Source organism: Pseudomonas entomophila, from assembly GCF_023277925.1.
GTDB lineage: Bacteria > Pseudomonadota > Gammaproteobacteria > Pseudomonadales > Pseudomonadaceae > Aquipseudomonas > Aquipseudomonas entomophila_D.
The window spans coordinates 885061-904437 of the sequence record NZ_CP063832.1 but is presented as its reverse complement, the minus strand read 5'-3'; the positions used below and the strand labels follow the sequence as shown (position 1 = coordinate 904437).

The 19377-nt window shown below is 61.4% G+C and carries 13 protein-coding genes and 1 pseudogene; 6 read left to right on the top strand and 8 right to left on the bottom strand.

The genetic code is table 11. From position 1 onward, the window contains the following. Window positions 1-310 precede the first annotated feature (310 nt). Both IM733_RS04035 and IM733_RS04030 read left to right on the top strand, forming a co-directional pair. Window positions 311-3676 carry an Ig-like domain-containing protein gene (locus IM733_RS04035; RefSeq protein WP_432760391.1) on the top strand — a complete coding sequence of 1122 codons (3366 nt, stop codon included), beginning with the start codon at window positions 311-313 and terminating at the stop codon, window positions 3674-3676. A gap of 91 nt (window positions 3677-3767) precedes the next feature. Continuing rightward, window positions 3768-4715: an SCO family protein gene (locus IM733_RS04030; protein ID WP_248919650.1), complete on the top strand. Its 948-nt coding sequence runs from the start codon at window positions 3768-3770 to the stop codon at window positions 4713-4715. 10 nt (window positions 4716-4725) lie between these two features. Here IM733_RS04030 and IM733_RS04025 read toward each other — a convergent pair whose 3' ends face one another. The 4 genes from IM733_RS04025 to IM733_RS04010 all read right to left on the bottom strand — a co-directional run bounded on the left by IM733_RS04025 (window position 4726) and on the right by IM733_RS04010 (window position 6665). Continuing rightward, complete coding sequence (locus IM733_RS04025) at window positions 4726-5064, bottom strand: hypothetical protein (RefSeq protein WP_248919649.1); 339 nt, start codon at window positions 5062-5064, stop codon at window positions 4726-4728. 13 nt (window positions 5065-5077) lie between these two features. Beyond that, entirely contained in the window at window positions 5078-5398 is a 321-nt protein-coding gene (locus tag IM733_RS04020; RefSeq protein ID WP_248919648.1) for a hypothetical protein, read from the bottom strand. A gap of 71 nt (window positions 5399-5469) precedes the next feature. After that, window positions 5470-6186, bottom strand: coding sequence for a DUF4225 domain-containing protein (locus tag IM733_RS04015; protein ID WP_248919647.1), 717 nt, complete (start codon window positions 6184-6186; stop codon window positions 5470-5472). Then, window positions 6183-6665 carry an Hcp family type VI secretion system effector gene (locus tag IM733_RS04010; RefSeq protein WP_248919646.1) on the bottom strand — a complete coding sequence of 161 codons (483 nt, stop codon included), beginning with the start codon at window positions 6663-6665 and terminating at the stop codon, window positions 6183-6185. Before IM733_RS04010 ends, IM733_RS04015 begins: the two co-directional genes overlap by 4 nt. Before the next feature lie 202 nt (window positions 6666-6867). Between IM733_RS04010 and IM733_RS04005 the strand changes: the two genes are divergently transcribed. From IM733_RS04005 to IM733_RS03990, 4 genes are all read left to right on the top strand, one after another. Beyond that, on the top strand, window positions 6868-8145 hold the full coding sequence (locus IM733_RS04005) for a bifunctional O-acetylhomoserine aminocarboxypropyltransferase/cysteine synthase (protein ID WP_248919645.1): 1278 nt from the start codon (window positions 6868-6870) through the stop codon (window positions 8143-8145). A gap of 64 nt (window positions 8146-8209) precedes the next feature. After that, window positions 8210-8986: a hypothetical protein gene (locus IM733_RS04000; protein WP_248919644.1), complete on the top strand. Its 777-nt coding sequence runs from the start codon at window positions 8210-8212 to the stop codon at window positions 8984-8986. Window positions 8987-9237: 251 nt separating this feature from the next. Continuing rightward, window positions 9238-10992, top strand: coding sequence for a flavin monoamine oxidase family protein (locus IM733_RS03995; protein ID WP_248919643.1), 1755 nt, complete (start codon window positions 9238-9240; stop codon window positions 10990-10992). After that, window positions 10989-12668 (top strand): alpha-keto acid decarboxylase family protein, encoded by a 1680-nt coding sequence (locus IM733_RS03990; protein ID WP_248919642.1) that lies wholly within the window; start codon window positions 10989-10991, stop codon window positions 12666-12668. Before IM733_RS03995 ends, IM733_RS03990 begins: the two co-directional genes overlap by 4 nt. Window positions 12669-12734: 66 nt before the next feature. On the opposite strand, the gene IM733_RS03985 is transcribed toward IM733_RS03990, so the two are convergent. From IM733_RS03985 to IM733_RS03970, 4 genes and pseudogenes are all read right to left on the bottom strand, one after another. Then, window positions 12735-13247: a hypothetical protein gene (locus IM733_RS03985; protein WP_248919641.1), complete on the bottom strand. Its 513-nt coding sequence runs from the start codon at window positions 13245-13247 to the stop codon at window positions 12735-12737. Window positions 13248-13444: 197 nt separating this feature from the next. Next, window positions 13445-13777, bottom strand: coding sequence for a hypothetical protein (locus IM733_RS03980; RefSeq protein ID WP_248919640.1), 333 nt, complete (start codon window positions 13775-13777; stop codon window positions 13445-13447). A 345-nt stretch (window positions 13778-14122) separates the two neighbouring features. Further along, window positions 14123-18277, bottom strand: a pseudogene (locus IM733_RS03975) (RHS repeat-associated core domain-containing protein); the annotation flags it as partial. A gap of 143 nt (window positions 18278-18420) precedes the next feature. Beyond that, complete coding sequence (locus tag IM733_RS03970) at window positions 18421-19035, bottom strand: hypothetical protein (RefSeq protein ID WP_248919638.1); 615 nt, start codon at window positions 19033-19035, stop codon at window positions 18421-18423. Between the last annotated feature and the right edge of the window lie 342 nt (window positions 19036-19377).

Genomic DNA, 19377 nt, shown 5'->3' with positions numbered 1-19377 from the left:
GCGACGATGGCCCCGCGTGCGATGAGGTCAACGGGGCCTTGGGTGCTCCCTGCAGGGTGGTCGTGGGCAGCATTCCCCACCCAGGAGTGGGTGTCCAGCCCCAGGTTTGCGGGGCAGACCGGATCGGTTCTATTTCGCACCACCGCAACATCTTGAAACATGTGCCTTCCAGCCGTTTTCACCTTGGCATAACCGTTGCTCAGCCCATTTGAAACAAGGCACATCGCCACCTTCGCCGGTGGTAGCAGATGCCAGGCTGCACAACATGGGGCACACAGCTATGAAGAAACCAACTGCGACGTCCGCGCACATGTCCAGGTTATCCTCTGTCACGGTGCTGTTGCTCGGCCTCGGAGTGACCTGCGCGGTCGCCAGCGGGCTCGACGATGTGAGCCCGCCGCCCCCCACCGACCCGTCGGCCTACAGCGATCCGCCTGCAGACCCGATGGCCACGGCGGCGGCGCTGGAAGCGCTGAAGTCGATGCCCGAAGCCAACGAGGGCTCGCTGGAGCTGAACGACGGCGTGTTCGGCACCCGCGCCACGGTCAGTACCGATAATGTGCTGCCCCCTGTGCAGCAGACCTCCAGCCAGTACCCCACCAACGGCAAGCCCAGCCCGCTGTTCGGCGCCGAGCCGTTCACCCAGCAACTGCTGCTGTTCGAGGAGTTCGGCCCGGAAAAGCTCGACCCGGCCACCCCGCCGTACACCCTCACCTTCCCGCTGCCCGTGACCGGCCCGGCGCCCGCCCAGGACCCGAACAACGTCGCCCGCAGCAGCCCCAACGGCAACGCCCTGGAGGCCTTCCTCACCCAACCGGGCCTGACCCCCTTCCCGTCGCAGTACGCCAACGTGCTCGACCGCAACCCGTGGAAGGCGCAGATCGAAGCTTTCCTTAACCGCAACTCGGTCGGCTCCCCCGCCGAAGGGCGGCCCCCAGGAAAGGGCTGGTCGCACCAGCGCTGGAACGAGTTCTACCCCCAGGCCGCGTTCAAGACCGCGCAGGCCGGCGCGCGCATCAACCAGGGCCTGCGCGACCGCAAGCAGTTGCACGGCTACAGCAAGGGTGAGTTCGGCCCCGGCGGGCTGTACTACCAGACCTCCGACATCCCCACCACCCTCGGCACCACCAAGGGCATCGACACCCGCTTCCACCCGAAAATGCCGTTGCAGGGCCACAAGGCGCTGTGGACCTTCGACGGCACCTTCCCGGTCAAGCTGCTGATGGTGCGTTATGGCCAACCGCTGCTGATGCGCCACTACAACGCCTTGCCCATCGACCCGTCGGCCAATGCAGGCTTCGGCCTGCATACCATCTCCACCCACGAGCATAACGGCCACTCCCCGGCCGAGAGCGACGGCTTCGCCAACGCCTACTTCTTCCCCGGCCAGTACTACGACTACCGCTGGCCGATCCAGTTGGCCGGCTACGACACCGTCAACACCCGTGCCCAGGACCCACGCGCCGCCTTCCCCTGCTCGCCGGGCGAAACCCTGTTCGTCAACGACGCGTCCCCCGGCCTGAAGACTTGCGAGAACGGCAGCATCAAAATCCGTGGCGACTGGCGCGAAACCATGAGCACCCACTGGTTCCACGACCACATGCTCGATTTCACCGCGCAGAATGTCTACAAGGGCAACGCGGTGATGATGAACTACTACTCGGCCCTGGACCGTGGCAACGAGGCGCTGCAGGACGGCGTCAACCTGCGCCTGCCCAGCGGCAGCGCAATGCCCTGGGGCAACCGCGACTACGACGTCAACCTGGTGGTGGCCGACAAGGCCTGGGACGCCAATGGCCAGTTGTGGTTCAACCCGTTCAACAGCGACGGCTTCCTCGGTGACCAGATCCTGGTCAACTGGCAGTACCAGCCCAGGCTCAAGGTGCGCGCGCGCAGCTACCGTTTCCGCCTTCTCAACGGCTCGGTGTCGCGCTACTTCAAGTTCGCCGTGGTACGTGAGGTGGCCGGCAACAGTGGCGAGTTCAAGGGGCCGTCCGGCTCCAACCTCTCCTACAACCGCGTGCCGTTCCACCTGGTCGCCAACGACGGCAACCTCATGGAGCACGCCGTGCCCTTCGACGGTAGCATGGACCTCAACGGCGACGGCGACCGCCAGGACCACAACGCGATCCTGCCCATGCAAGGCATTGCCGAGCGCTACGACATCATCGTCAACTTCGCGAAAAACGGGATCAAGCCTGGCGACAAGCTGTACTTCGTCAACCTGATGGAACACCAGACCGGCAAGGGCCCGAACAAGGCCATCGCCCTGGCCGACGTGCTGTCGGAGAAGTACAAGGCGGTGATCAAGCAGACCAGCAAAGGCCCGGAATGGGACAAGGGCGACCCTGCGGTCGGCAAGTTCCTGCAACTGCTGGTACAGCCCTACAGCGGCCAGGACCTGAGCATGGACCCGGCCCTGTACGAACCGGCCAAGCCCAGCAAGGCCGCTGGCCTGGTGATGATCCCCCTGCCCCTGGACCCCGGCAGCACCAGCGACCAGGCCAAGCTCAAGGCGGCGCGCCACCGCGAGTTCGTCTTCGGCCGCTCGGACGGCACCGACAGCGCGCCCTGGACCATCAAGACCGACGGCGGCTTCGGCTACGGCATGGACCCACGGCGCATCAACGCCGCCCCGCAATTGGCCAGCGAGGCCACCGACGCCGGCTTCAGCGGCGACGGCACGTTGGAAGTGTGGAAGATCAAGAACGGCGGCAACGGCTGGAGCCACCCGGTGCATGTGCACTTCGAGGAAGGGGTGATCCTCAGCCGTGGCGGCAAGGCCCCGCCGGAGTGGGAGAAGTGGGCACGCAAGGACGTCTACCGCATCGGCCCGGACAGCGAGTCGACCGCGGAGGTGGAAATGGCCATCCGCTTCCGCGAGTTCGCCGGCACCTACATGGAGCACTGCCACAACACCCAGCACGAAGACACCTCCATGCTGCTGCGCTGGGACCTGGAGCACCCCGGCCAGTTCCAGCTGATGCCAACGCCCCTGCCTGGCTGGGATGGGGTGGAGTACGTCAACTCCGCTGCCCTGCCGACCTTCCGCACGGCCGCCAGCAGCGACGACAACAGCGGCAACAAGCCGCCCGTGGCGGCGAACGACAGCGCCGCCACCAGCGCCGGCAAGCCGATCGTGCTCAACGTGCTGGCCAACGACAGCGACCCTGACGGCAACCTGCCGCTGAGCGTGAGCAGCCTGGCCCAGCCCGACTCCGGCCAGGGTACGGTCAGCAGCAACGGCACCCAGGTGACCTACACCCCGCCGGCCACGGTGGCCAGCCCGTTCACCGCCAGTTTCACCTATGCCGCGCGCGACGCCAAAGGCCTGGAGTCGTTGATGCCGGCCACGGTGAGCGTCGCCGTGACGCCGGCGGTGGCCATCGACGAGATCCAGGTCATCAGTGCCACGGTGCAACTGCGCAGCAACAACCGCTGGACCTGGGAGCTGTCCGGCACCACCTCGGTGGCGGCCAACAACAGCATCAGCGTGACCGCCAACACCACCGGCGGCCCACTGGAACTGGGGGCCGCGACACTGACCAGCAGCGGCACCGGCGCGCGCTGGCGGCTGTCGGTGACCACCCTCGGCAGCGGCCCGGCCTCGCCGCCGACGGTGATCGTGCGTTCGGCGCTGGGGCAGAGCGTGACCGCGCCGATCAGTATCAAGTAACGCCCTGGCAAGGCCTGCTCCTTGTAGGAGCCGGCCTTGCCGGCGATGGCCTGCGCAGCAGGCCCAATGCACGCGACAAAGGACGACCACCATGCCCCGCCACTGGCGCCTGCTGCTCCCCCTGCTGATCCTCCTCACCCTCCCCGGCGCCCTTCCCGCCACCAACGCCGACCCCAGCCCCTGGGGCGCCGACTACTTCCCTAACATCCCCCTGCTCACCCAGGACGGCCAACAAGTGCATTTCTACGACGACCTGATCCAGGGCAAGGTGGTCGCCATCAATTTCATCTTCACCGGCTGCGGCGACGCCTGCCCGGTGGAAACCGCCCGCCTGCGCCAGGTGCAAAAGCTGCTGGGCGAGCGCGTCGGCCAGGACATCTTCTTCTACTCGATCAGCATCGACCCCTACAACGACACCCCAACCACCCTGAAACGCTACGCCGAGAAATTCGCCATCGGCCCCGGCTGGACCCTGCTCACCGGCGAAGCCGCCGACATCGAGCAACTGCGTCGTAGCCTCGGCCTGTATATCGAAGGGTTGGAGAACGGCCGCAGCAGGGACCACAACCTCAGCCTGATCATTGGTAACCAGGCCACCGGTCGCTGGATGAAGGCGTCGCCGTTCGAGAGCCCATACATCCTCGCCGACCGCCTGGCCAACAGCCTGCACAACTGGAAGGCCGCCAGCACCCAGCACCGCGACTACACCCAGGCCCCCGAAGTCCGCCCACCCAGTGCGGGCGAGCAGTTGTTCCGCACCCGCTGTTCGTCCTGCCACACCGTCGGAGAGGCCGTACCCGGCGCCTCCCGCGGCATCGGGCCCGATCTGCTCGGTGTCACCCGGCAGCGGGAGCAGGCGTGGTTGAAACGCTGGCTGATAGCGCCAGACCAGATGCTGGCCGAGCGCGATCCGCTGGCGATGCTGCTGTACGGGCAGTACAACCAGCTGGCGATGCCCAACCTGCGGTTGGGGAAGACGGAGGTGGCGGCGTTGCTGGCGTATCTGGAGGAGGAGACCGTGCGGGTGCAGGGGCGGTGAGGTGGCGAGGCTATGGTTCACCGTGGCGTTTGAACGTGGAGTTCCATTTTCGGCGTAGACGAAGAGGAGAGGGGCGCAGACCAGGGAACATCCAGAGGTGGAAAAGGATCATCGGGATGGAGAGCCATACGATCCAGGGATGATCCAAGATGACGTCAGGAGGTGGGCCGAAGCCACCATGCTCCCCAGGGAATACATTGAAGTAGTAAAAAGCCGCGAACGAGCTATTGTAAAAAATGCCGATAACTTCTTTGCCCTCGGTCAGATCAGCTCCCGAAAGCACAAAAACCAAAAGAGGTGAAGAAATAAAACTCCACATCACGATAAGAACAAATACCACAACACTCATTTTCGCCTCACTATCACCTAAGCCGATCCATATCTTTTTTCCAGCGAAAGCAATTGACATCATTATCACGATATTTAGCCCAGAAGTGCAAAACCATAAACAACCAGGCAAACCAAACCAACCAAGGATGAATTTCCACCAGATCCGGCCGCCTATAAACATAAAAATATTTATCCTGCGCTATCACTGCCATGTGCATAAAAGCAAAAATAAAATTGTAAAAAATGACCAACCCATGCCTCAGATGCTCTTCTCCCCTTACCGTGACCAAGCAACGAATAAGGCGGGAACCAGCAAGACCGACGACTGAAAAAATCATGTAAATTGCCAGCATACACACCCGCCTTCTCTAAAAGTCAAAAACACAATTCCCGAACATTCACGCTGATGGGCAAAACAAAAAATTTATTGTTTTTCAATCTCCACCCAGATTTGCTGCCCAGTCATCACATCAATTCCAAGCTCAAAAGCTTTGCTCCCAACCCCCATCGTCCTGTATGCTCTTACTTTATCCGAATCAATGTAATGCCAAAGGCGCCTAGCACCCGGAGCAATTACCTTTCTTCCAAGCCCATACGCTGAAAGTCCTAGATCAACAACTCCATAAGCTATATTTCCGTGAGAAGCCTCCCCCCCCATCCGAACCGCCACTTCTTGATAAGCTTTCCTCACAGGACCTTCAACATTAGAACGCCCCAGATAAATATTTAGCCCGCTTTCAAACATTGCATTAATGCCATGAAGCATCATAGGCACACCGAATCCTCCACATGCCAATCCCAATGACATTTTGCAGACAGCGACACCTGTCCCGGCGACTAAAACACCCGATGCAAACACAGCAACTATCCGTAAATACGTCGATAGTTGATCAACCAAGAGTACATGCTCATCCCTTATTTTTTTCAGCCCTTCAGCTGAAGATATTTTCCCCGTCCGAACCTCCTCCACAATGCCCTTCCCGACATACGCCATCTCCTGCGTGAACTGCAGCCGCAGCATCCCCTCATCCAAACACCGCGCGGCCACCTCGCAGGCATATTGGGTCAGCCGGGCCGCCGCATGGCTCACTTCCCAGAAGTCGTCATCCCACGGGACCTCGTGCTCGCTGCGCGCCGTCATTCCTCACCCCAGGTCGCATAGCCGGTGGTCCCCGCCGCATGGTGCACCCAGGAAATCTCCCGATAACGGATCGCCAGGTGCTCCTGCGGTTCCTGCTCATTGAGCAGGACGGCATGGGGCATGGCCACGTTCTGTTGGACGATCAGCCCGCCGCCGAGCCTTACCGAGTAGTACCTTTCCTGCAGGCCCGCAGCACTGGTGCGGAAAAAGGTGAGATCACACTCCACCCGCTCCCGCGAATCGAGCGCCTGCGCCAGCAACGGGGTGGACTTGTCGACGAACTTGGTGAGGTAGACCGGCCGGTGCAGCGCCCGGCTGACGTTGTCGAGGTTGGAAAGGCTGTGATCGAAGGCCAGGACCATGATCTGGTCCCGATGGCCCGCCTGGCATTTGTTGCCGATGGAATCCTGGGTGGAACACCCCGCCGAAATCAGGCCCTGAAGCGCGCCCGTGATCGTCATGTAGCCGTGATACGCCATGCTGCGAACTCCCTGTAAAAAGTTCGCACTGTAAAAAACGTAAAACCTTGTTGTATGTCGGACGCGTCCGAAATTACGCCAATGAAAAGTTACTAAGTACGACAGACAGCCGCGCCCTGGTGTGCCACCCCACGCGCTTGACCGCCTTACACCTCCCGCCCCATGCTCAGCCGCTTCCACCCCACGCTCAAGGAATGACCGCATGAAGCTGGAAACACTCGCCATCCACGCGGGCTTCAGCCCCGACCCGACCACCAAAGCCGTGGCCGTCCCCATCTACCAGACCACCTCGTTCGCCTTCGACGACACCCAGCACGGCGCCGACCTGTTCGACCTGAAGGTGGCCGGCAACATCTACTCGCGCATCATGAACCCCACCAACGACGTGCTCGAACAGCGCATGGCCGCCCTCGAAGGCGGGGTCGGCGCGCTGGCCGTGGCCTCCGGCATGGCCGCCATCACCTACGCCCTGCAGACCGTCGCCGAAGCCGGCGACAACATCGTCTCGGTGGCCAAGCTGTATGGCGGCACCTACAACCTGCTGGCCCACACCCTGCCGCGCATGGGCATCACCACCCGCTTCGCCGCCCACGACGACATCGCCGCCCTCGAAGCGCTGATCGACGAACGCACCAAGGCAGTGTTCTGCGAGTCCATCGGCAACCCCGCCGGCAATATCGTCGACATCGCGGCCCTGGCCGAAGCCGCCCACCGCCATGGCGTGCCGCTGATCGTCGACAACACCGTGGCCACGCCGATCCTCTGCCGCCCGTTCGAGCACGGCGCCGATATCGTCGTGCACTCGCTGACCAAGTACATCGGCGGCCATGGCACCAGCATCGGCGGCATCGTCATCGACTCGGGCAAGTTCCCCTGGGCCGACAACAAGGCACGTTTCGCCCTGCTCAACACCCCCGACCCCTCCTACCACGGCGTCACCTACACCGAAGCCTTCGGCCCCGCCGCCTTCATCGGCCGCTGCCGCGTGGTGCCGCTGCGCAACACCGGTGCCGCGCTGTCGCCGTTCAATGCCTTCCTGATCCTGCAAGGCCTGGAGACGCTGGCCCTGCGCATGGAGCGCCACACCGAGAACGCGCTCAAGGTCGCCCGCTACTTGCAGCAACACGACCAGGTGGCCTGGGTGAAGTACGCCGGCCTGCCCGACCACCCCGAGCATGAGCTGGCCCGGCGTTACACCGGCGGCAAGCCGGCGTCGATCCTGTCGTTCGGCATCAAGGGCGGCCAGGCGGCCGGGGCGCGCTTCATCGATGCGCTGCAGCTGGTGGTGCGCCTGGTAAACATCGGTGACGCCAAGTCGCTGGCCTGCCACCCCGCCTCCACCACCCACCGCCAGCTCAACGACGAAGAGCTGGAAAAGGCCGGCGCACCACGGGACATGGTGCGGCTGTCGATCGGCATCGAGCACAGCGACGACATCATCGCCGACCTCGCGCAGGCACTGGAGGCCAGCCGCGCTTGAGTCACCCGCGCCCCACCCAATGCCAACGGCGGGCGCGCACCTTGCAGAACCGGAACCCCGCACAATGACCCTTTTCTATCTGAAACTCATCGTCACACCGCTGCTGATGTGGGCCATTTCCCTTGCCTCACGCCGTTGGGGTGGCTTGTTGGGCGGATTGCTGTCCGGGCTGCCGATCACCTCGGCCCTGGTGATGACCTTCCTGTGCCTGGAACAAGGCACGGGCTTCGCCCTGGCCGCGGTGCCCGGCGCGCTCGGAGGGCTGGCGGCGGTGCAGGCAACCTACACGTTCTACCTGTTTGCCACACGTAGGTTCGGTATCGCCCCGGCAGTCGCCTTGGCGATCCTGTTCTATGGCCTGGCGGCCCATGCCTTCACCCACTGGGGCAGCTTGCACCTGTCGATTGCGGTGGCGCTGGTGCTGATCGGCGTTCTGATACGCGTCAGTGGGCAGGAGCCCAGCCCCGATACCCTCGCCCGCCCCCGGCACCGTTATTGGGAGATCCCTCTGCGCATGGTGTCCGCCACCTCGCTGCTGATGATCACCACCCACCTGGCCAGCTGGCTGGGCCCGGCGACCAGCGGCATGCTCGCGCCGATCCCGGTGATCGCCTGGCCGTTGGTGGTGTTCGCCCATGTGCAGGGCGGGCGGGCCGGGATGGCGGCGATGGTGCGGGGCAATGCCATCGGCGCGGTGGGGGTGATCGCGTTCTACCTGACAATGGCGGGACTGTTGGAGCGGCTGGGCGTGGCAGTGACCATCAGCCTGGCCATGGCGATCGCAGTGGTGCTGACTGTCGGGCTGGCGGCGCTGTCACGCAAGAAACAGAGCCCTCCGTAGGAGCGGCTTCAGCCGCGATGCAGACAACGCGGTGTCTGGTACCCGCTTCGCGGGTGATCGCGGCTTCAGCCGCTCCTACAGAAGTTTTGCCAAATCAATGGGATATGTTTTGTTCCATGGCAGCGTGCAAGGGGTGAAGCTAGTCCGCCCCAAAAATCGATGATGGCAAACTGGCATTCCGGCAAACCTCGACGATACTGGCTCGTCACATGGATTTCCTTGTCCACACACACAACAAAAGGGAATTTGCGATGAGCCAAAACCACCCCCTGGACGTCGCCATCATCGGCGGCGGTGTCTCCGGTACCTACAGCGCCTGGCGCCTGCAACAGGCCCATGGCACCAGCCAACGCATCCAACTCTTCGAATACGGTGATCGCATCGGCGGGCGCCTGTTCAGCATCAACCTGCCCGGCCTGCCCAATGTGGTCGCCGAAGTGGGCGGCATGCGCTACATGCCCGGCGCCGATGGCCATGTGATGGTCGACACCCTGGTCCAGCACCTGGGTCTGCCAAGCAAGGATTTTCCCATGGGCAATGAACAGCCAAAAGGTGCCCCCATCGGCGCCAAGGATAATCTGTTCTACCTGCGCGGCCAGCGCTTCCGCTTCCGCGACTTCGTCGAGGCGCCGCACAAGATCCCCTACGACCTGGGCTGGACCGAGCGCGGCTACAACCCCGAAGACCTCCAGGTCAACGTGATGAACAGCCTCTACCCCGGCTTCGACAAACTGAGCCTGGCCGAGCAGATGCAAGTGCAGGTGTTCGGCAAGCCGATCTGGCGCTACGGCTTCTGGGACCTGCTCTACCGCGTGCTGAGCAACGAGGGCTACCAGTTCATGAAGGACGCCGGCGGCTACGACGCCAACGTCGCCAACGCCAGCGCCGTGACCCAGTTGCCCGCCACCGAGTACAGCGACGCCACCGAGTTCCGCACGCTCAAGGACGGCTTCCAAAGCCTGCCGCTGACCCTGGCCCAGCGCTTCGTCGAGCACGCCGGAGGGCTGGTGCCCGGCGACCAGCGCATCCAGATGAACCGCCGCCTGGCCAGCCTGAGCTACAGCGGCAACAGCGAGTACCCCTACCGCTTGCACCTGCGCCACACCGAGACCATCAACGGCAAGACCCACGACCTCGACGGCGAGGATATCGTCGAGGCCCGCCAGGTGATCCTGGCCCTGCCGCGCCGCTCACTGGAGCTGATCGACTCACCGCTGTTCGACGATCCGTGGCTGAAGGACAACCTGAAATCGGTGCTGGTGCAGTCGGCGTTCAAGCTGTTCCTGGCCTACGAGCAACCCTGGTGGCGCAACCTCGGCCTGGTCGCCGGGCGTTCGGTCACCGACCTGCCGATCCGCCAGTGCTACTACATGGGTACCGAGTGCGATCAACCAGGTGGCGAACAGACCTTCAACTCGCTGCTGATGGCCTCCTACAACGACATCGGCACCGTGCCGTTCTGGAAAGGCCTGGAAGACGGCCCCGAGTTCGTCGGCTACACCCCGCGCAGCCTCGAAGGGCGCATCGCCAACGACGCGGTGGTGCCGCGCACGCAATTCCAGATCAGTGACGAGATGGTGCGCATCGCCCAGCGCCAGGTCACCCAGCTGCATGCACAGGTCGAGCTGCCGGCGCCGTATTCGGCCGTTTACCACGCCTGGGACGCCGACCCATACGGCGGCGGCTGGCACGAGTGGAAGGCCAACTACCGCGTGGACCTGATCATCCAGAAGATGCGCCATCCGGTGAAGGACCAACAGGTGTTCATCGTCGGCGAGGCCTACTCCTACGGCCAGGGCTGGGTCGAGGGCGCGCTGACCACCGCCGAGTCCGCCCTGCAGGAGTTCTTCGAACTGCCGCGCCCCAGCTGGCTACCCGCCAGCTACCAGTTGCTGCCGACCCCGGCGCCGGAGGAGATCGACTACAGCAAACCGCCCATGCCCACGCATCCTGCACAATTGCTCGACGGCATCACCCAGAACATCTGTGCGGGGATCAAGCCATGAGTCAATTCACCGTAGCCGACTACTTGCTCACCCGGCTCAAGCAACTGGGCCTGGACAAGGTGTTCCAGGTACCGGGGGACTATTGCTCGAACTTCATGAGCGCGCTGGATGCCTTCGAAGGTATCGACGCCGTGGGCGAAATCTACGAGATGGGCGCCGCCTACAGCGCCGATGGTTACGCCCGGGTGCATGGCCTGGGTGCCGTGTCGCTGCAATATGGCGTGGGCACCTTCAGCGCGGTGAACGCCATCGCCGGCGCGTTTGTGGAACGCAACCCGGTGGTGGTGATTTCCGCCAGCCCCTCGACTCAGGACCGCCGCAAGGCCAGTAGCCAGAACGTGCTGTTCCACCACTCCACCGGCGACTTCGAAGCCGACCGCAACGTACTGGAACAGGTGACCGTGGCCTGCGAGATCCTGTCCGACCCGCACCGCGCGCCCTGGCAGATCGACAACGCCCTGATCGCTGCGCTCACCCACCGCCAACCCATCTACCTGGAGGCCTACCAGGACATCTGGGGCGAAGAGGTCAACCGCCCCCATGGCCAACTGACCCCGGCCCCGCGCCCGTCCAACCCACAGGCCCTGCAGGAGCTGGTCGACGCCACCGTCCAGCGCCTGGCCACGGCGTGCCAGCCCCTGGTGTTGCTGGGCGTGGAGGTGATCCGCTACGGCCTGCAGGATGCCGTGCAACACCTGATCGACAGTTGCGGCCTGCCCTTCTCCACCACCCTCGACGCCAAGACCGTGCTCGACGAAAGCCAGGCGCCCTTCATCGGCACCTACGCCGGCCCCGCCTCGCGCCCGGAAACCTCGGCGCGGGTGGACTCCTGCGACTGCATCCTGGCCATCGGCGTGATCTTCACTGACGACTACCTCGACCTGCTGAATGCCCGCTACGGCCAGATCATCCAGGTGAACTGCGAGCTGGCCCGCGCCGGCGGCGACAACTACCCCAATGTGCGCCTGCCGGACTACGTCGACGCCCTGCTCAAGGCCCTGAAGGTCGACACCCAGTTCCCCCGCCAGGGCATGGCACTCAACGCCTCGCGCCCGCTGCTGGGCAGCGGCGCGCTGCCCAGCGTGCTGAGCTACGCGAGCTTCTTCGACAGCCTGGTGAACTTCGCCCAGGAACACCGCCTGTGGCAAAGCAGCACGCTGATCCTGGGGGAAAGCTCGTCGCTGTACGTGGCCAGCAACATCAACGGCATGCCCCGCGGCAGCTTCATCTCCGACGCCATCTGGGGCTCGCTCGGCCACGAGACTGGCTGCGCCCTTGGCGTGGCGCTGGGCAGCGGCCGCCGCCCGGTGGTAGTGGCCGGCGATGGTGGGTTCATGATGGTCAGCCAGTCACTGGCAGCGCTGGCGCGCAACCAGGTCAACGCCGTGGTGTTCGTGATGAGCAACCAGGTGTATGCGATCGAGCAGGCGTTCGTCGATCCCGATGCGTTTACCCCAGGCGGTGAGTTCGCGCCGTTCGACACCCTGCCCACGCTGGACTACACCGCGTTGGCCACGGGGTATGGCGCGTTGGGGTATCGGGTGGAAACGGTGGACCAGCTGGAGCAACTGCTGCCGCAATTGCTGACGGTCGTGGGCCGGCCGGTGCTGGTGGAGATCAAGATCGCCGAGAAGGACCTGGCCGAGCAGATCAAGCGGTTGGCGATGGTGAGCTAACCCTCTTAGATCGACGTGAAACGCCGCTTTCGCAACGATGAAAGCGGCTTTTTCGTCACGGTGTGCTCATGCCTTGACCCTTTTCTTCCAGGCCGCTTCCTTCATGGCCAGCGTTTTTTCCACCGATGCCGCAAGCGCGATAACAGCCTGAATAGCCGCATCGTCATCCACTCGCATGTCAGCCGGCAAACGATGGTAATCGTAGGGTTCGTCCTGCTTGAAGATGCCCGCCAGATGCGCGTTCACCCTGAATATCAAATGCAGCGTCCGCCAACACACCGAGCGCTCGAGCCCTTTCCCCTGCGCCACGCTGCCCTTGGGGCGTTTCTCTCCACCAACCCAAAGATACGGTACGAACTCCAGAACGATGTCCGCGAAGGAAGACTGTGCCTTCTCGTATGCATCATCCTGAAACAAGACCCGCCACCGAGGGATTTCGGCGAAATTGAACGAACAGAGCACAGGCCGGAATAGACGCTCACTGACATCGACCGCTTCCAAACACTCCGGCAGTTCCTTGTAGAACGCCATTTGCGAGAATTCGACTTTCTTTCTGCTGTTGCTCAAACTTAGATGCATTCAAGCTCGTCACTTCGTAAGTCGTTGCCTGCCCATTTTCAATAACAGCCGTGTCCACCCTGCGCCGCTCACCGCTTTCAGGATCCCTGACAGATTTCCCGCTCGCATCTCGCAGATAACACTCACTTTGTATCGTCGCATTCGGATGCTTCGTCTTAATCTCACCTATAGGTTAGCCAGCTCAGAAAGTAGCGCAACTAGTGCTTCTTAGTTCGAACATCCGCCAAGGCCTTCTCAAGAGACCTTAAGTCATCTGGGTCTTTGAATCTTGCTTTTGAGCGCAACCACTTATCGACTGCATTATTACGACCACTTGATAGCAGATCGCCCTCCGCAGTAATTTCGCTACTCATAATCACACGCTTTACTATTTTTCCACTTTCATCACTTACCCTACAAGTCAACAGACCGTTACGCTCCATGAAAAGAAATAGGTTTTCAAGGGCTCTACCAATACTTGCATGCCACTCTGGAATATCAGTATATGCTTCAAGCACACCATCTATATCCCATACCGGATAGTCGCTCATTCAATCTCTCCTAACCACCTCTGAAACGCCCACCACAGGTACTAGCTTCCCAGTAGAGCGATCTTTAACAAATGTACCACCCGTCGCTAATATTCGACGCTCTTTAAGAATTTGATCCGTTTTATCAGCCGTCATACTCGTAACCTCATAGATCTTCGCCTGTCCGTTCTCAATCACAGCCGTGTCTACCCGACGGCGTTCTCCGGTACGAGGGTCTTTGACTGACTTCCCGCTTGCATCTCGCAGGTAACACTCACTTTGTATCGTCGCATTCGGATGCTTCGTTTTAATCTCAGCATTAAATTCCTGGTGACGACGATCTCCTTCAACCGCGTTCTTGATCCGCTTCAGCCCCCACGGGTCAATCCAATCAATCGGGTTCGGCACGTACTGATAGAGGTTGACCCCACCCAGGTAGCTTATTGGGTCCTGACTGATAAAGCGCCCAGCCCTCGGATCATAGTACCGATAGCGGTTGTAATGCAGCCCGGTCTCGTGATCGTGGTACTGACCCTGGAAGCGGATCGGGTTGGTCAGGCCGACCTGCTTCGCCCACTCCGAGCGGGCCTCCTTGATCTCCCCCCACGCCTTGTACTGCGCCGTCCACGCCACCTCACCGTTGTGGTCGGTGAGCTCCATCGGCGTGCCGAGGTGGTCGCACTGGTACCAGGCAATGGCGTCGATCGCCTGCGGTTTGACCTCGTGCTGCCACAACGGGTCCTGATCGAAGTCGTAATCCCGGTCGCGCCAGTCCGGCTGGCGTAGCAAACGGATCGGGCTCTTGCGCAGCGCTTGGGCAACCGGCACGAAACTGCCCGGCTCGTACAGGTAATGCACGGTGCGCCCGGTGTCTCCTTCATCCTGTGGCGGTGAGCTTTCCCAGGCCAGGTTGTCACCATCCCAGCCGTACAAGGTGTAACCACAACCCAGTTCGCGCTGACGCTTGGCCCTCTGCATCTGGTTCCAGCCACTGCCGGCCCGCGGATCGTCCTGGTGGTGTGCGGTGGAGTGTTTGTGCAAACGGCGGCCCAGGGCGTCGTAGCTGTACAGCACCGTGAGCTTGTCATTGCCAAAACGCGTGAGACGGTCGAACAGGTCCCAGCTCAGGCGCGCCTGTTCGCCATTGTGCAAACGATGGATCAGGTTGCCACGTTCGTCGTACTGGTAATGGGTCCCGGCGTATTCACGCAGCAGGTTGTCCATCAGCTTGTTGCGGCGCGGATCGCTTTCCAGCGGACGGTTCAGTTCCTGGGTCTTGTCGTCCAACAGGTTGCCGGCCGGGTCGAAGGCAAAGGTCTCGACACCGAGGCGGCTGGTGGCCTGCAGCAGGCGGCCAACCGGGTCGTACTGATAGGCCAGGTGCCCGCGACGGGTGTCGTGGATATCGGTCAACTGGCCCACGGCATCGTATTGGTACTGGCGCTTGAGCAGGGTCGACTGGCCATCGTGGCTGCCCAGCAGTTGCTCTTGCAGACGCCCTGCCGGGTCCCAGCTCTGGGTCTGCATCAGCTGGTTGCCCTGATGCCGGACCACTTCACGGTGCAGGTCATCGCGCTCGTAGGCGAGCAACTCATGCTGATCGAGGGTCATGCCCAGCACGTGACCACTGCCGTAGGTGAGCACACTGACCTTGTGGCCATCCGGGCGAATCGTCGCCGTGCGCAGGTTCAGTGCGTCGTACTCATGCTGCCACACCGCAACCATCGGCACCTCGGTACCGAGGTAGTACTGGTGCTCACGGGTCAGGTTACCGGCTTCGTCGTGGAACCATTGCAGCTTGCTAGCCGCGTTGATCGCCTGGATCAGATTGCCGTTGCCGTCGTAAGCGAAGGTTTCTTCCTGGCGCTGGTCACCCAAGCTGGCCGCACGTGAAATCAGACGCCCCACCGGGTCGAAGGTGATGTCGATGCGGCGCTGACCGACTTGGGTGCTGGCCAGCCGGCCCGTATCAGGATCGTACTGGTAACGCGTCACCAGGCCATCGAAGCCTTGCTCTTGCAGCAGGCGCCCGACCGGGTCGTAAAGGAAGTTGGCCTTGCTCTCGTTCTCGTTTTCCAGGCCGATCAGTCGGCCCAACTTGTCCCATCGATAACGCAGCGTGTGTTCGTTGGCATCCACCCGCTCGGCCAGCAGGCCCACAGCGTTGTAGGTCCAAGTAGTGCAACGGTCCAGTGCATCGACGTGAGCCAGCAGACGACCTTCGGCATCACGCTCGAAACGCTCTTCAGTGGCGTCCGGGTGGATGACTTTTGCCAGTTGGCCGGCTTTGTATTCGTAAGCTGTCTTATTACCCGCCGCATCGGTGAACAGCACCAACTGACCGAAGGCGTCGTATGCCCACTGGCTGGTCTTGCCCGAGCAGTCGGTGTACGCGACCAACTGACCCGCCGCGTTGTACGCCAGCTTCTTCTCGTTGCCATTGGCGTCCTTGATCGCCTTGACTAGCCCAGAAGGCGTGTAGGCAAATTCGGTCTTGTTGCCCAATGGGTCGGTTGTCTCGACCAGGTTGCCCTTCTGGTCATAGTCCCGCAGCCACAGACCGCCTTCGGCATCACGAAGCTTTATAGGGTGGCGGTGATCATCGTAAGAGAAATGTGTCTGACTGTGATCAGCACGGATATGACGAATGACACTGCCTTGCTCATCATAGTCGTAGCGGTCTTCACTGCCGTCGGCGTGTACATGGCGCACCACATTCTTGCGCTCGTCACGGAAGATCCACTCCGAGCGCTCGTCCGGGTAACGCACGCGGTACAGGTGACCGAGGATGTCGTAGTAGTACCAGGTCTCCTGGCCATGGGCGTCGGTGACGTAGGTGAGGCGGATGTTCTCGTCCCATTCCAGACGCGTGTCGTAACTGCCGTCATCGGCCCATTCGCGAATGGCCTTGGCGTCGAAAGCGCTGCCGTCCCACTGCAGGTTCATGCCCCGACCGGTACGGTCGGTGTAACGCGTTACCAGGTGGTTCTGGTACTGGTAATGCCAGGCCGCGCCGTGTTCATCCTGGGCGGCGACGAGGTCACCCTGATCATCGTAGTGGTAGGCGCACATCTGACGCAGCGGCTGACCGTCCTGCATTTCCCACAGCCCGGTGATATGGCCCTGTTCGTCGGTCAGCGTGCCCAGGTGGCGTAGGACGTCTTTCACATCGCCCAGGAAGGTGATGATGTCCGACAGCACCGGACGCCCCTCGTGGCGATGCTCGTAGTGCAGCATGCAACCGGCATCGTTCTGCAGCAGGATCTTGCGCAGGTAGTAACGGTCACCCACGCGCAGGTAGTACTCCTTGCGCACGAAGCCACGGCAGATCACCAGCTCATCGTCGCTGCTGCGTACCAGCAGCAAGTCCTCGATGGCGTTGAACAATGACTTGCCTACCTTGGGTAGTTCAAATTCATGGCTGCGGCCATCGAAGTCATGGAGCAACAAACCCTTATCGACCACATCGATACACGTGGTGAATTCGGTGATCCAACGTGCACCTAGACAGCCTTTGTCGTACTGGGTCAGGCGCGAGTGGTAGATCCGCTGCCACTGAAGGGGGAATGCACCGGGCAGGCTAAAGTCCGTATGGATGATGAACTCCGAACCCAGGGCAAAGCTGATACTGCGCCCCGTCGTGGACTTCGGAATCGGTCTTGGGATTGGGCAACTGGGCTCAATCGGGCTCGGCGTCTGGGTGGCATTCGCCTGCGAACCACTGACCGCTAACTCGCCCTTGCCCTTCTCCCGCTCCACCTGCGTGGTCGTCCCCGGCTTGCTCACCCCCGGCTGCCCATTCTTGTTGCGCTTGCGGAAGCCCTTCACCGCCCCGCCCAGCACCGTCAGCATCCAGCCGATGCTCATCTGCGTGGCAGGGTCGGCCAGCTTGTTCAATTGCCGGGCCATCTCCGGGCCCAGGGCGCGCAACTGGCCGGTGTTGGCCAAGACTTTGGTCTTGATCTCATCCGGCAGCAGTTTGCTCGTCGCGCTGTTGGCCAGCCCCTTGCCGGCAGCCTTGTAGGCGCTGTGCACGGCGCCAAAGAAGTTGCTGAAGGCGGCCTTGGGGTCGTTGAGCAGTTTGTCGGCGGCAGCCGACATCTGCTTGCCCGCCTTGTCACGGTCGCCCTTGGCGTCCAGTTGCCCGAGGGTGACCTTCTCCAGGCCGGTGGCGATCTCTCTGGTCATCTTGGTGCCCAGCGCGCCGGCGTCGGCGAGGATCTCGGCGATCTTCGGCTGGGCCTGTTTGACGAAGTCGTCGATGGTCCCGGCGATAGTGGCGTTGAGGTGGCCGATCAGCACCGTGATCAGCGAATCCCCCAACAGCATCTTGGCGCTGTTGCGCAGCTCCTGGCGCACCAGGAACAGGGTCGGGCGCAGGCTCATGCGCGCCGCGGCCATGGTCGGTGGCGCCGGCAGCACGCCGATCAGGTTGATGCCCAGGCTCACCCAGTCGAGCAGCTGGCGGTTCTTGCTCTTGACCAGGGTCACCACGTCGCCCAGGGCGTCGACCAGGGCCATGATGTTGCCCACCACCGGCAAGGCACCGGCCACGGTCTTGATCGCTCGATGGCAAAACCTTGAAAAAGTTACAACTCGGCTTGTGAGAATTACATAACTTTACCGCCACCTACCATTTGCAGACTTATCTCAGACACAAATACCTAGCGAAATGGAACAGGCAACCTTCTTGTCAACGGGCGCAATTGCTCCCTATCATCCCAAAGACCCGGAAACACTTCAAATTTAAGATCATCTCTATTAACACCAGTCTCATGATAGCGTACAAGTCGATCTGCAAGATCCAAATCTCCCCACATATTAACAAGCTCATACCTTTCGATCTGCTCCCTATCTTGCAAGACCTTCAGATCGTGCTTAACAACAGGTGCACTATACGTATCAAACATGCCCCCCCTCAAGTCAATCAACCTTCCCCCTAGCATCGGAAACGATTCAACATCACCCTCAAAGTGCCCAGAATCAAATATAGAGTATGATTTAATCCAAAGATCCTGGGGGCGAACTCCTAAAATCGAGCCAACCACATCAAGCTTTCTATGACCAAGGCGCTTTAACACAACGGACCCAACAAACCCATGAAATATCGGCAAAACACTATCCCAATCAACATTATTCCAATCATCGTGAGATTGAAAAATGTCGAAAAAACACATTTCCGCCTGCCTTTCCATACGCGCGACAGTAAAAAGATCGTCTCTCAGCCTGAGAACAATGAAATCACCGTCTCTCCAAATAATTCTCTTCCCCACGACCATTCCTCTACCTTAAATCGGACAAACTTTCGAAGCACCCGATAGGTGCGAGTCTGCAGCGGCTAGATACTTATCTCGCCTTTGATTCTGCGCGCCAACCGGGTTCTGCCTATTCGCAGTTGAGCCTTTTTCCACCTTCTCGTAGCGTTCGTAGTAGCGCTGCTCCAAACCTCGGGCAGTGTCCTTCCCCTGCTGTCCATAACCGCTGTAAAGAATTTCAGGCGCATTACCTCCAAACCTGTCAAAGCTACTGTATCGGTAATTCAGCACCTTCTCTGGAGACTGCTGGCCTTGCATACTGGCATAGCCAATGTAAGGCTTACCAGTTTTAGCATCTAGACCTCT